The sequence below is a fragment of the Mucilaginibacter ginsenosidivorans genome (assembly GCF_007971025.1).
In the GTDB taxonomy this organism is placed as follows: Bacteria; Bacteroidota; Bacteroidia; order Sphingobacteriales; family Sphingobacteriaceae; genus Mucilaginibacter; species Mucilaginibacter ginsenosidivorans.
In genome coordinates this window covers 4039060-4052549 of the sequence record NZ_CP042436.1, presented here as the reverse complement: position 1 = coordinate 4052549, position 13490 = coordinate 4039060, and the positions used below count along the sequence as shown (strand labels likewise).

The following is a 13490-nucleotide window of genomic DNA, read 5'->3' as shown; positions in this document are numbered from 1 at the left end:
TCGAGTGATAACGAGAAATCTTATAGGCTATGCATAACCCGCTATTCGCTTGTATAAGATTTCTCCTCGTTCCTCGTCGAAATGACAAGCTGTTTATTTATGTTAATTGATAATTCAGTACGGTACTAAAGGCCTCCAGAAACCTATCGGCGTGTGCTTTGGTTAAGTTAAGCGCCGGCAGCAAACGGATGACGTTCGGCTTAGCCTCGCCGGTAAAAATATGGTGCTTGAAAAGCAAATCCTTACGTACGTTTGCCAGTTCCTCAGGCATTTCAATACCGATCATTAAGCCCCGGCCGCGTACTTCCTTCACCTGCTCAAATTTCTTTAACTCCTCCGTCAAATAGCCGCCTACGGTTGCCGCGTTTTGCAACAGGTTATCTCTTTCAATTACTTCCAATACAGCCAAACCGGCGGCACAAGCGAGGTGATTACCGCCGAAAGTTGTACCCAGCATACCGTACGACGGCTGAATTTTGGGCGATATAATAATACCACCTATAGGGAAGCCATTACCCATACCTTTCGCCATGGTATAGATGTCGGCATTTATACCGGCAAAATCGTGCGAGAAGAATTTACCTGTCCGCCCATAGCCGCATTGTACCGAGTCGGCTATAAACACCGCATTGTGCGCATCGCAAAGCGACCTGATCTTTTGCAGAAAGCTTTCACTTGCTACGATAATGCCGCCAACACCCTGTATGCCTTCGATAATTACGGACGAAACCTCGTTTTCGTTGAATGCCTTTTCCAAAGCAGCCTCATCGTTCCATGGGAGGAAGACCACATTATCAGTTTCATTTACCGGGGCTACTATCTTAGGGTTATCTGTAGCGGCCACAGCCAAAGATGTACGTCCATGAAATGATTTCCTGAAAGCAACTATTTTCTTTTTACCATTATGAAACGAAGCCAGCTTTAAAGCATTCTCATTTGCCTCGGCGCCTGAATTACACAAGAATAACTGGTAATCCTCCTTGCCGGATACATGGCCCAGCTTTTCAGCCAGTTCCTTTTGCAGTGGGATCTCGACAGAATTCGAATAAAAGCCTATCTGGTGTAGCTGGTCCTCCAATCGCTTTACGTAATGCGGGTTAGTGTGGCCAATAGATATAACCGCATGACCGCCGTAAAGGTCGAGATACTCCGTGCCTTTGTCATCATAAACAAGGCTGCCAACACCTTTTACAATGTTGATCGGATTGATCGGATATACGTCAAATAATTTCATTCTTATAATAGTTAAAAAGCCGTTGCTTTTAGTTTCAACCCTGCTGTTTCATTAAGCCCAAACATCAAATTCATATTCTGAACCGCCTGGCCCGACGCTCCTTTAAGTAAATTGTCTATAATGCTTGTAATCAGTACCTTATTGCCGTGTTTGGCTACCTGTATAAAGCATTTGTTGGTATTCACTACTTGTTTCAGGTCGATGTTCCTTTTAGTAACATGGGTAAAAGGGTGACCTGCGTAATAATCTTCAAATAACTTCAGAGCTTCATCGCCGGATAGCTCGCAATCCATATAAATCGATGCAATGATACCGCGGGTAAAATCGCCGCGATAGGGGATGAAATTGATGCCCCCCATGCCCCTGAAGGGGGAGTAAAACCCGGCTGCAATTGATTCAAAGATTGATTAACCTCATTCAAATGCTGGTGTTCAAATGCTTTGTATATGGACAGGTTGTCGTTCCGCCAGGTAAAATGTGTAGTGGCTTGCAGGCTTTGTCCCGCACCGGTTGAACCTGTGGTGCCTGTAATATGAATATCATTACTCAATAAACCTTTAGCCGCTAACGGCAGCATGCCCAATTCTAAACAAGTAGCAAAACAGCCCGGGTTAGCAATATTCTGCGCATTTTTAATAGTTTCCCGGTTCAACTCCGGTAATCCGTATACAAAGCTTTTAGCGTTCTGCTTTGAGCTTTTCGCTAAACGAAAGTCCTGGCTCAGATCAATTATCTTAATGCTGTCCGGTATCTCGTTAGCTTCCAGGAACTTCCTGGCATCACCATGGCCGACGCATAAAAACAGCACATCGATCTCATCATATATATCGCTTGCAAATTTCAGGTCGGTATCACCAAAAAGATCGGTATGCACCTCGTATACATAATTGCCCGCGTTGCTGTTGCTGTGCACAAAAGCGATATCTACATTGGGGTGGTTCACCAATATGCGCAGCATTTCGCCGCCGGTATAACCTGCGCCGCCAACTATACCTGCCCGTATTTTAGAGGTTGATGCGGTCATTTTTTGTAGATGGATATGAATATAAAATAAATTCCAGGTCGCTTTGTTCTTTATTGCTGATGAAGTGCTGCTGACCGGGTTTTATCTCGATGCCCTGTTCGGGCTTCAATTCGGTTTCAACGCCATCGATGGTAAAAACAGCGCGGCCTTTCAATATGAAAAACACCTGGGTGGCTTTTTCGTGATAGTGCAATTGCTCGGATGTATCCGGCGGCATCAGTTCCTGCTTTACCGACAATGCATCGGTATCGATATAGTTCCAGCCGTAACAATCATCGCCCCACTTATAATGGCTTGCACAATCATTTTTTGAAAATGCCTGGTTACTCATTGCTTGTACTGTTTACTTTATGATAGATCATTACCTGGTTGCCAAATATTTTGGAGAATCCTTTTACATCCTCGCCGGTCCAGGCATTATTCATTTCTCCATAGCTGCCGAATTTGCTCGACATCAGGTCGTGGGCCGACTCGATACCGGTAACCTGGAAGCGGTACGGGTTCAACTGAACAAACACTTTACCGCTTACATTTTGCTGCGTATCGGTTAAAAATGCTTCGATATTACGCATAACAGGATCATGGAACTGCCCTTCGTGCAGCCAGTTACCGTAGAACGAAGATAACTGATCTTTCCACGAAAGCTGCCATTTGGTCAACACGTGTTTCTCGAGCGTATGGTGTGCCTTGATGATAACCATCGGGGCGGCCGCTTCAAACCCAACGCGACCTTTGATGCCGATAATGGTATCGCCAACGTGTATATCCCTGCCGATGCCGTATGGCTGCGCAATGGCCTGTAAGGCTTGTATTGCCTGGGTAGGGTGGTCGTATTTTTTGCCGTCAAGCGCTACCAACTCGCCTTTTTCAAAGGTCAGCTCTATATTCCGGGTTCCGGTTTCGGTCATAGGCGTGGGCCATGCATCCTCGGGCAGGCCCAGGTTCGATGTCAATGTTTCCTTACCGCCAACCGATGTGCCCCAAATGCCTTTGTTGATAGAGTACTTAGCTTTTTCGAAATTCATTTCCACACCATGCTTTTTCAGGTAGGCTATCTCTTCCTCGCGGCTAAGTTTCAGATCGCGTATCGGGGTCAGTATCTGAACATTTGGCACCAGGATATTGAATATCATATCAAACCGCACCTGGTCGTTACCGGCGCCGGTACTGCCATGCGCCACGTATTCTGCTCCTATCTCTTTGGCGTAGTTAGCAATGGCGGTTGCCTGGCTCACACGTTCGGCACTTACCGAAAGGGGGTAGGTGTTGTTTTTTAACACATTGCCGTAGATGAGGTAGCGCACGCAGGTATTGTAAAAGTTTTCGGTTTCGTCAACCACATGGTGCGATGTTACGCCCATTTCGTAAGCGCGTTTCTCAACGGCGTATAATTCGTCATGACTGAAACCACCCGTGTTTACGATAACCGAGTGAACCTCCAAACCTAAATCCCTCGTCAGATAAATGCAGCAGAACGAGGTGTCCAGTCCGCCGCTGTATGCTAATACAACCTTTTTTTTCATATATTTTTTAGCTAAAAGCTTAAAGTAAAAAGACCAAAGCTTTTATTTTCTCAATTTTTTTAATTCTTAAAAGAAGCTTTCAGCTTTAGTCTTTCAGCTTTCTGCTCAAACTTATCCATTCGCTTTTTAATAGCATTTTCGATACGCTCGAGCAAGGTAGCTTTATGCGTTATCTTTTTCATTTTATCTTCGTATTCTTTTTGCTTTTCCTCCGGGTCGAAAAGCATGGCCGTGCACATACAGTTTTTGCGGTCCTTGCTCATCAAAATGTCGTAATTGACACAGCTTTTGCAGCCTGCCCAAAAATTCTCGTCCTGTGTAAGTTCCGAATAAGTAACCGGCTCGTAACCCAGTTCCGAATTGATCTTCATTACCGCCAGGCCCGTTGTGAGGCCAAATATCTTGGCATGCGGGTATTTGGTGCGCGATAGCTGAAATATCTTTTGTTTGATGGCTTTTGCAAGACCGGATTTCCTGAATTCGGGGCTAACTATCAGTCCCGAATTGGCCACAAAGTCGCCATGGCTCCAGGTTTCGATATAACAAAAGCCGGCCCAGGTACCATTCTTATGCAAGGCGATGACCGCTTTGCCTTCCAGCATTTTATTGGCGACATACTCAGGCGAGCGCTGGGCTATGCCGGTTCCGCGCGCTTTTGCCGACTCGGCCATCTCGTCGCAGATCAGCTGCGCGAAATCAACGTGTTGTGCCGAGGCAACCTGAATATCAAAATCTTGTAGTGTCATTGAAATAAATTAACGTTAAATTTTTGACCCGGGGGCCAATACGTAATTTGATAAATTTTGTTGATGGCGGAGACGCAATATTTTGCATCTCCGGGGGCTATTACTGATCAGTAAAAATTAAACCCGGGGGATATAAAGCCTTCGTCGGGAAGGGGTAGTAAGCAAACCTGCCTGCCTGTATGCAGGAACAGGAGAAACCGCAACAATTGAAACCGGGGCAAATAAGGCCCTGATAACTTGCCATAGTATACTTTGCTGTATCACTTTATCGCGTGTTTTTGTAGTTTTTTAAATCGGATGCAAAGTATCGCATTAATTTTAACTTATGCAAGAAAAAATGTGTTTAATGTGAATAGGTTGACTTTTGGGGTTGGTTGATGGAGTTGGATTAAGTAAAGTAAGTTAGATTAGGTTGACTTTTCAACCGGTCAACCTAATTATACTTTCCATCCGCTTTGGGTGCGGGAAAAGCGGGAATTATTTTATGACACCTTTTGGCTGGAACAGCGACCATACAACAAAAGCCGACAAAAGTAATCCGATAACTAATGGCACCCAATACGCCCGCGCCTTATAAAGCGTGGTATTGCCGATGTATCTGTTCCAGAATAACGCGTCGATGAGCGATGCATTAATGAAGGCAAAGAAGATAGTTGCGCCGGCACCAAGACCGAGGCCTCCCGCAATAATCTGTTCAATAACAGAGATGCCAAACCCAAAAAATAAAACCAGCATTACGCCATTGTAATCTTTTGTTTTCCCAATATTTATGGCCATTAAAATAGCGCCAAGGAATGGGCTGAAGAAAAAGGTGAATACTTTGATCACACGCCTTGAATAGAACTCATAGGCGTCGGGATCCTCGACAAGGGCATTCTTGTAGTTATCATTTATGATCCCAAAGCTGGGGGTGGTTTCGGCAACTATCTCCATACGCGCCTGCATATCCTCGTTGATCACCTGCAATTCCTCATCCAAAAACTCATGGCCGCGGCGCTGCAGTTCGGCTACGGCATTCAGCACCGTTTCGGGCAGGTAGTATTCGCGGTTGTCGATGCTTTCCCGCAATTCTTCATTAGTTTTTGACGAGGTAGGCGGGGCATCGGGGCGTAAAAAGCTTATCAGCATAGTTGCAGAGGGTATTAAAGGGGGCTAAGTTAGCAATTGGTTGATTAAGTTGATCGGGTTAAGTAGTTGATTGAGTTGAACAAATTTCAAACTGAATCTAACTCGATCAACTCTTCCCCACAATATCGTTCACGATCATCTCCGCGTGTATGCGCGAATTTTCAATGAACCATAAATGGGTATCCATACCGCCGCAAACCACACCTGCCAGGTAGATACCTTTAAGATTGGTTTCCATGGTCTCCTTATTGTATTCGGGCAGTAATTTAGCGTCAGTTGAAAGGTTGATACCAATCTTTTTCAGAAACTCAAAGTTGGGCCGGTAGCCGGTCATGGCCATTACAAAATCGTTGGCTATGGTTGTCCGTCCGTCCGGGGTCAGTATATCCACCTCGTCTTCGCGAATAGCGGTCAGGTTTGAGTTAAAATAAGCTTTAATGCTGCCTTCCTTAATGCGGTTGAGTATATCGGGCCTTACCCAGTATTTTACCCGGTGACTTACTTCGGCATCGCGTATCACCAGGGTAACTTCGGCACCTTTGCGCCAGGTTTCCAACGCTACGTCAATAGCCGAGTTACTCGAGCCCACTACCACGACCTTTTGCAGGGCGTAATAATGCGGGTCGTCGTAATAATGTTTCACTTTGGGCAGTTCCTCGCCCGGAATGTTCAGCTTATTGGCAATGTCGTAAAAGCCGGTGGCTACGATCACGTTTTTCGCTTCGTAAGTATCTTTTGAGGTACCGATAACGTAGTGTCCGTCCGCTTTGGTAACAGATAATACTTCCTCGAACAGGTTTGTTTTGACCTGGTTCGAAAACGCCACCCGGCGGTAATATTCCAAAGCCTCGGACCGTTTGGGCTTATTGCTGATGGTAACAAAGGGTATACCGCCGATCTCCAGCAACTCCGACGTGCTGAAGAAGGTCATGGTAGTAGGGTAGTTGTACAACGAATTGACCAGGCAGCCTTTCTCCACTATAACATAGCTTAAACCGGCTTTTTGCGCCTGTAAAGCACACGCCAAACCTATGGGGCCACCGCCTATGATGAGTATATCGAGCATTTTATTGAGCTAAAAGCTGAAAGCAGAAAGTCCAAAGCTTTTACTGTACGTTAAAAAGCTTTCTGCTTTGGTCTTTCTGCTTTCAGCTGTTTTTTTATTCTTCTTCCTCCTGAACCCTTACATCCGCAAACTCCGGCGTCCGGTCAAAAACCGACCGGGCAAAGCTGCAGGTGGGCAAAATCTGTAAATTATTTTCGCGGGCGAACTTAACGCCGGTTTCCACCAGTTGAAAGCCTATTTTGTGACCGCCAAGATCGGGCTTTACCTCGGTATGGTAAATATTCATGATACCATCGCGAATAAGATAGCGCATTTCGGCAACACGTTTTCCGTCTTCTTCAACATAAAATGAGCCGGCGTGGTGGCGCTCTTCGTTTTTAATTAACACAATTATTGGATTTAATGGATTAATATGATCATCGCCGAAAGGTAAAAGTAATCAGCGATTAAACTTAATTCAAATAAATAATATGAGATAATCCTGAAAATCCAGCGAATCCTGAGATCGTGTTTTGAAAAGAAAAAAAATAGGGTAAGCTACTTTTATCGCACCGCTACAACCCTCTACCCTTGCTGCGTTCCCACCCTGGGGGAGTTCAAGAGGAGCTGGTCGTAAAAGACTTACCCTGGCGCAAATATAGATAAAAGGTTGATATGGGTTAAGAAAATGTTACTTTTTGAGCTTAAAGCGTAAAGCTAAAAGTCTAAAGCTTTTTGTTACAGGATATTATAATTGGCTTTTTGCTTTGGTCTTTCTGCTTTCCGCTCAAAAAAGGCTTGTCTGGTTCTCATCCACTGGCTTAACAATTTCCTTCCGCTTTTCCGGCAGTACGTTCCACTCCGGCTTGCCTTTAAAAGGTATCTGCCTGAATATTTCCCAGGTGCGGTCGTGTTCATACGTGCTACGATGCAGAATAGTCAGGTATTTTACTTCGAATTCTTCATTCCAGGGGCGGTCCTTAAATTTTGGCCATAGCTTGCGGGCCTTATCGTTGGGCACCTGCCGGGCTATGGTGATATGCGGCACAGCTTTCTTTTCGCCCAGGCATTGGCGCAGGCGTTTGAACCAGTCCTCCATTTCCGGCGTGGATAGAATCGCAGCGTAAATGGTTGTAAAATCCGTCGGCAAAAAGGTGGCAAAGCCATTCAGTTGCAAGGTAACCGGCTCAAGCAGCGACAGTTCCTTTTCCAGTTTATCAAACAGCGGCTCCGTCCAGTAAGGTTTTTGGCGGTGCAGGCGCTTCAGGCTGATATGCGCCTTGCTGTGCATGCTTTCAAAATCGCCGATGAGGCGTTGTGCAGCGTGTTTGTATTTTTTAACCTGTTCAGCGATGTGTATCGGCGGGGTCAGGATGATCATGTAGTCTTTGTAGGTTTCCATTTGTATAGCTTAAAGCGAAAGACTAAAGCTGAAAGCGCTATTTGTTTGGTCCCTAATTAAGCTTTGGACTTTATGCTTTGAGCTCTTAGCTTATTTTAACGATTCAAATTTGCTAAAAAAATTAGCAAAATATCAAATCTTTTTTCAACTTTGTGCTATGTCGGCCAAACGCTATATCATGCATATCGATCTCGATTCGTTCTTCGTATCGGTGGAGCGGTTGTATGATCCATCCCTGATAGGGAAGGCAATCATCATCGGCGGCAATGCGCAACGAGGCGTGGTGGCGTCGTGCAGTTACGAGGCGCGCCAGTTTGGGGTGCATTCGGGTATGTCAAGCCGCGATGCGTTTAAATTGTGCCCGCATGCCATTAGCGTACGCGGCAACCACGAACGTTACTCGGATTACTCTAAACGTGTAACAAAGATCATCGACGAGATGGTGCCCTTGTACCAAAAGGCCTCGGTTGATGAGTTTTACATCGACCTTACGGGTACCGACCGTTTTTACGATCCGTACCAATTGGCGGCGCAGGTGCGGCAACGCATTATCAGGGAAACCAAACTGCCTATATCGTTCGGGCTGGGGTCTGGGCGCACGATAGCCAAAATGGCCACTAACCGGGCCAAGCCAAACGGGCAGCTTTTTGTACCGCATGGCAGCGAAATGGCTTTTTTAGCGCCGCTGCCCATATCGGCCATACCCGGGTTGGGCGAAAGCACCTGCAAAAAGTTTTATGAATACGGTATTGAGAAAATAGGCGACCTGCAAAAGGTGCAACTGCGTTTTTTGCAAACAGTATTTGGCAAAAACGGGCTATGGATATACGAAAAGGCGAGGGGTGTTGATTACGGCGAAGTGGTGCCCCATTCGGACCGTAAATCGATATCGACGGAATGTACCTTTGGCAACAACGTGAGCGACCGCCGCACGCTTGAAACCACACTGGTTTCGATGACGGAAGAGTTATCGTCGAAACTGCGGCGCGAGAATAAGCTGGCATCCTGCCTGGCCATTAAAATACGCTTTGCCAATTTTGAGACGCATACCCAGCAGGAAAAGATACCCCTGACCGCAGCCGAGCATATATTGATACCGGGCATCAAAAACCTGTTGACCAAAGCCTGGAACCAGAACCGGCCGGTACGGCTGATAGGGGTAAGGCTGAGCAACCTGGCCACTGGCAGCTACCAGATAAACCTTTTTGACGATAACGAGCGCCAGTTGCAGCTTTACCAGGCCATGGATAAGATCAATTTTAAATTCGGTGATAAAACCGTGTGCCGTGCCGCAGGAATGAACATTGGCACAAGGAACTTTAACCCGTTTATGCGGGATTAATAGGAGAGGTGAAAGGGGATTTTTGGGAATAAGTGGTCGTAATTGTTATTTTTATCCTGATGAAAAGTGATTTAGACCTTGTTATTGCAGCGTTAGAAGCCGAAAAAAGATCAATTCAAAAAATGATGAAGCAAAGTATGATAGACTATGATTATCTCATAGTCTATCATCATTCTGAAGCGTTGATGAAATTAGAAAGCCGGCTGAATAAACTATATACATTCAAAGACCCCCTGCACAACCGCAGGCAAGAACTAAAAAGACAAGAGCGTTCACTAAAGAAGCCGCCAGAATATTTCAGGGAAAATAAAACGTTGTGGAAGTTTTTCACGGATAGACAGATTGAAGAACTTAAAAAGAACAAGTTGGACCTGGAATCACAATCTCAAAAAAAGGTGATTTTCAATGATAGTCAGCAAATAGACGACCTCATTTTTGATATTGTAGCCCGAAAGATTGATAAATTTCAAATTGTTTTCGGCATATATGATGACGATGACGTGCAAATTATATTTAAAACAGATAATGATTTTTTGTTGATCTGCATAAATATGTTTGATCCTGAAGAACCAGACTTTGTGTTCGACGGCAGAATTTCAGATCCGCTTAAAGGCCTGGGATTTAAATTTGATGCGGATAGGGAGTCTTTTGTTTACAAATACAACCTGCAAAATTTCAAGGATGCAACAGAAATTAAGATACTTTTATCACGGCTATTTTTTGATGTTTTTGGTATTAGTGGCGTGGGGCAATTAATTTCAGTTATCTATCCCCTAACCTAAAATTCCGACGGTATACTCCCGTGGTGATTCATGTTTTCCCAGGATTTCCAGGCGGAAATCAAACGGAATAAAACACAGCCTTAGCAGCATTTAGCTTTAAGTTTCAGTAGTAAGTAATTGGTCGATAATGTTTTATGTGCGATGAAAAAAAACCTGTAATGATTTTGTTACAATCGAATAAATGCTATCTTTACAGTACATATTTGCTAACTACGAGGCAACAATACTTCTCGAAAATATAGATTCACTAACCATTAGCTAATAATACCTATGAAAAAGATATTGGTGATTGAAAGTGACACTTCCGTTAGTAAGCTGCTGGAGGCAACGATCGGGGACCTGGGGTTGGAGTTTTTTAGCTCGGTGCGCCTGAAACCACTGCACGAGATCATTAGCATAAAACCGGACATTATTTTGCTGGAATACAGGCAGCCATTTGGATTTGGCGGCGACCTGTGCCGGGAAATTAAAACCGAGCCGGTTACCATGCGCATCAATGTTATACTAACATCCACCGATCAGCATATAGCCAAAATAGCCCGCGATAACCTTGCCGACGGATACCTGCACAAGCCTTTTAACAATAGCGAATTGATAGCGGCGATATCCAATTGCCTGTCTAAACCCGAACCAGTAAAGCCGATGGCACATAAAAGATCTTTTTGGGATACCCTGAAAGTGTAGCTGATCAATTCAGAACATGCTCAGTTCGTCTTTATTTTTATCCTGGTAACCCCATTCTTCATTATCCAATTCCGGGTAGGGTTTGCTGTCATCGAGCAGGACCGACAGCACCATAATAACGATGGTTATTGGAATGGAAAAGTAAAGAAGTACAGTAAGCAGCGGTGCAGCATTAAAATGCAGCAAAATATAAAAGGCAACCAGGCAGACCGTGGCTACAATAATGGCGGTTATGGCTTTCATGGCAACAACTGTATTGGTTATTATAAAGTTAACAAATAACCGGGATAATAGTTGCGTAAAAGGTTAAGCCAGCGTCCGCTTCATTAAAAAATCGGTCTGAACATCTTTACCAACAACAAACTCGTGACTGCCTGATTTGACAAAACCATTACGCTCGTAGAAGCGCTGCGCGTCCAGGTTATGCTCCCACACGCCGAGCCAGATGTATTGCAGTTTATCATCAGTGGCTTTGTTAATGGCGAAATCCAATAGCCGGTTGCCTATCTTTTTACCCTGGTGATCGGCGTGCACATAAATACGGCTTATTTCAACACCGGCTGGGTCCCGAAATTCCGCCTGGGCGTTGCGGTAATTCAGCTTGATATAACCAACGGGTTCACCATCCATTACAGCGAAATAAAAGGCAGAATCAGGGTTTTCGATCTCGGACAGCAGTTGTTCGCGGGTAAATGCTTTGGACGTATAAGCCTCAAAATCTTCGGGGTTGTTCAAATGTTCAAAGGCATCGTAAAATGTTTTGCGGCTAAGGGCAAGCAATTGGTCAACTTCAGCCGGACGGACTAATTGGATGGTGATGGGCATTGGCATGGCGCAAAGCTAAAAAGCTTAAAGCAAAAAGAGTAAAGCTTAAAGCATTTGTCAACTTTAAATAGCTTTGGACGTTCAGCTTTCGGCTTTTAGCTTCTATTCAAATTGCCCCTGCAGCCGCTCTAACCTATCGATGATCAGGTTCAGCTTTTCCTCTTCGTTTTTGAAAATACGTTTCTTGTACCAGAAGGTAAGGAAAAGGAACCAGGCGATAGTAATGGTATATACCGACCCCTTGTAGAAAGGGGAGGCGTTTTGCAATATTTCGATAAAGTAAAGCGACAGCCCCAGGCTGATCAGTAACAGGTAGATATAGAAGAACCAGCCGGATATTTTTGTGCGATTGCGCTGGTATTCTTTAAGGTCCTGTAAATAATCGGCGGGGTTACGTGTAGCATCGTGTCGGTTAAGAATGCGGTAGTTACGAATGATCATGGCCGCGTAAAGCACCATGGTGAAGAGCATGATAAAAAGCCCAAGGTAGGTTAACCACTGGAAAACAAAGAAAAAGGTGATGACGAAAGTGAGTACCAATACAGCTATCATGGCCACAATACCCCAGTAAAGCTGGTTCTTGATACCACGCACGCCTTTCTTAGCCTGCTTCAGCGCCTCATCCACCGAAAACTGGTCCTGCTTTGGCTGTCCCTGCCAAACAGACATCAAATGATCAAAGTCTTTCATAGTGGTTGTATAACTCTGTCAATTTTTGTTTGATACGATGTATTTTCACCCTCAGATTACCTTCCGATATGCCCGATATGTCGGCAATTTCAGGGTACGGCATTTCATCCAATACCATGGTTATGATAATTCTCTCCGATTCTTCCAATTTTGATATACACTTATAAAGCAGTGCCACCTGCTCATTCTTCTCCGAAAACTCCTCCCTCTTATTCTCAGCGATCTGTGGGGTCAGCTCGTCTTTAGCCTGTCTTTTTTCCGAACGCAGATAAGTAAGACAGGTATTTACAGCAATGCGATAGATCCAGGTTGATATTTGCGCCTGGTTACGGAACTTATCCAGGTTTTGCCACACCTTCAAAAAAGTCTCCTGCAGCAGGTCGTTAGCGGCATCGTCATCGCCGGTATAACCATAGCACAGATGGTATATCTTTTTTGAATTAGCTTCAAATATTTGCTTGAATGCCGCTTCCCTGGTGTTCAAATCAGTTAAATTTATATGGGTTAGATATAGGCCGTCGTAAAATGTTACAGCAGGTGGTCATCCTTGTAAAACCATTTTAATTGCGCCTGCGCGTCTTCCAGCATGGCGTTGTAATCCTGCGTGTAATCAAACTGCAGGTCCTCGTGCAGCTTTTCTATTGCTTTTTTGATCTTCTCCAGTTGACGGGTAAAAATCAGGCGCATCGGCTTGTATGAACCGCGCCGGTCGGCATACTGGATATAGTTGCGGCAAAAGCTGAGGAAAAACTCGATCTCGGCTTCTTTCGAACCCATGAACTTGATGTATTTATTAAGCAACCGTAATATTTTACGCATGCTTTTGGCCATCTGGTAATTGTTGGAAGGCAACTGGCTGAACATAAAACCATTTTCGGCGATCACGTTTTCAATAAAGCTTCGCTCGTTATCAGCCTCGAACAACAGGTAGGCCAGCAGTTCCTTGTTTTCTTTTTTATAGCGTGCAAGGCGAAGCACCAATTCCATCAGAACGGTTTTATCCTGGAATTGTATTTCCTTTTTTATATCTGCTAAACCGTAAACCTTCATGCTCATACCAGCGCA

The 13490-nt window shown here is 44.7% G+C and carries 16 protein-coding genes, 1 other RNA gene and 1 pseudogene; 3 read left to right on the top strand and 15 right to left on the bottom strand.

Annotated elements, in window-relative coordinates; all coding sequences use genetic code 11:
* Positions 1–97: 97 nt before the first annotated feature.
* The 10 genes and pseudogenes from FRZ54_RS18470 to FRZ54_RS18425 all read right to left on the bottom strand — a co-directional run bounded on the left by FRZ54_RS18470 (position 98) and on the right by FRZ54_RS18425 (position 8102).
* The gene (locus FRZ54_RS18470; RefSeq protein ID WP_147033308.1) at positions 98–1234 is read right to left on the bottom strand and encodes an aspartate aminotransferase family protein; all 1137 of its coding nucleotides are present in this window, start codon (positions 1232–1234) and stop codon (positions 98–100) included.
* An 11-nt stretch (positions 1235–1245) separates the two neighbouring features.
* Positions 1246–2258, bottom strand: a pseudogene (gene argC, locus FRZ54_RS18465) (N-acetyl-gamma-glutamyl-phosphate reductase).
* A complete protein-coding gene (locus tag FRZ54_RS18460) occupies positions 2239–2589 on the bottom strand; it encodes a cupin domain-containing protein (protein WP_147033307.1) in 351 nt (116 codons plus the stop codon). The pseudogene argC and the gene FRZ54_RS18460 overlap by 20 nt, the downstream one beginning before the upstream one ends.
* The gene (gene argG / locus FRZ54_RS18455) at positions 2582–3781 is read right to left on the bottom strand and encodes an argininosuccinate synthase (protein WP_147033306.1); all 1200 of its coding nucleotides are present in this window, start codon (positions 3779–3781) and stop codon (positions 2582–2584) included. Before argG ends, FRZ54_RS18460 begins: the two co-directional genes overlap by 8 nt.
* Before the next feature lie 59 nt (positions 3782–3840).
* Positions 3841–4527, bottom strand: coding sequence for a GNAT family N-acetyltransferase (locus FRZ54_RS18450; RefSeq protein WP_147033305.1), 687 nt, complete (start codon positions 4525–4527; stop codon positions 3841–3843).
* Between the two features lie 477 nt (positions 4528–5004).
* The gene (locus tag FRZ54_RS18445; RefSeq protein WP_147033304.1) at positions 5005–5655 is read right to left on the bottom strand and encodes a hypothetical protein; all 651 of its coding nucleotides are present in this window, start codon (positions 5653–5655) and stop codon (positions 5005–5007) included.
* A gap of 106 nt (positions 5656–5761) precedes the next feature.
* Positions 5762–6721 (bottom strand): YpdA family putative bacillithiol disulfide reductase, encoded by a 960-nt coding sequence (locus FRZ54_RS18440; RefSeq protein WP_147033303.1) that lies wholly within the window; start codon positions 6719–6721, stop codon positions 5762–5764.
* Positions 6722–6815: 94 nt separating this feature from the next.
* Entirely contained in the window at positions 6816–7109 is a 294-nt protein-coding gene (locus FRZ54_RS18435) for a GNAT family N-acetyltransferase (RefSeq protein WP_187359665.1), read from the bottom strand.
* A gap of 140 nt (positions 7110–7249) precedes the next feature.
* Positions 7250–7348, bottom strand: an RNA gene (gene ffs / locus FRZ54_RS18430) — signal recognition particle sRNA small type.
* A 139-nt stretch (positions 7349–7487) separates the two neighbouring features.
* Entirely contained in the window at positions 7488–8102 is a 615-nt protein-coding gene (locus FRZ54_RS18425; RefSeq protein ID WP_147033301.1) for a 2'-5' RNA ligase family protein, read from the bottom strand.
* 157 nt (positions 8103–8259) lie between these two features.
* Here FRZ54_RS18425 and dinB point away from each other — a divergent pair, with 157 nt between their 5' ends.
* The 3 genes from dinB to FRZ54_RS18410 all read left to right on the top strand — a co-directional run bounded on the left by dinB (position 8260) and on the right by FRZ54_RS18410 (position 10910).
* The gene (gene dinB, locus FRZ54_RS18420; protein WP_147033300.1) at positions 8260–9444 is read left to right on the top strand and encodes a DNA polymerase IV; all 1185 of its coding nucleotides are present in this window, start codon (positions 8260–8262) and stop codon (positions 9442–9444) included.
* 59 nt (positions 9445–9503) lie between these two features.
* Positions 9504–10226, top strand: a complete 723-nt coding sequence (locus FRZ54_RS18415) for a hypothetical protein (protein WP_147033299.1) — start codon at positions 9504–9506, stop codon at positions 10224–10226.
* Positions 10227–10496: 270 nt separating this feature from the next.
* A complete protein-coding gene (locus tag FRZ54_RS18410; protein ID WP_147033298.1) occupies positions 10497–10910 on the top strand; it encodes a response regulator in 414 nt (137 codons plus the stop codon).
* Between the two features lie 9 nt (positions 10911–10919).
* On the opposite strand, the gene FRZ54_RS18405 is transcribed toward FRZ54_RS18410, so the two are convergent.
* From FRZ54_RS18405 to FRZ54_RS18385, 5 genes are all read right to left on the bottom strand, one after another.
* Positions 10920–11153: a hypothetical protein gene (locus FRZ54_RS18405; RefSeq protein WP_147033297.1), complete on the bottom strand. Its 234-nt coding sequence runs from the start codon at positions 11151–11153 to the stop codon at positions 10920–10922.
* A 63-nt stretch (positions 11154–11216) separates the two neighbouring features.
* A complete protein-coding gene (locus FRZ54_RS18400; protein ID WP_147033295.1) occupies positions 11217–11741 on the bottom strand; it encodes a GNAT family N-acetyltransferase in 525 nt (174 codons plus the stop codon).
* Between the two features lie 96 nt (positions 11742–11837).
* Positions 11838–12425 carry a hypothetical protein gene (locus tag FRZ54_RS18395; protein WP_147033294.1) on the bottom strand — a complete coding sequence of 196 codons (588 nt, stop codon included), beginning with the start codon at positions 12423–12425 and terminating at the stop codon, positions 11838–11840.
* A complete protein-coding gene (locus FRZ54_RS18390; protein WP_147033292.1) occupies positions 12412–12909 on the bottom strand; it encodes an RNA polymerase sigma factor in 498 nt (165 codons plus the stop codon). The genes FRZ54_RS18395 and FRZ54_RS18390 overlap by 14 nt, the downstream gene beginning before the upstream one ends.
* Before the next feature lie 44 nt (positions 12910–12953).
* A complete protein-coding gene (locus FRZ54_RS18385; protein ID WP_147033290.1) occupies positions 12954–13481 on the bottom strand; it encodes a hypothetical protein in 528 nt (175 codons plus the stop codon).
* Positions 13482–13490 lie beyond the last annotated feature (9 nt).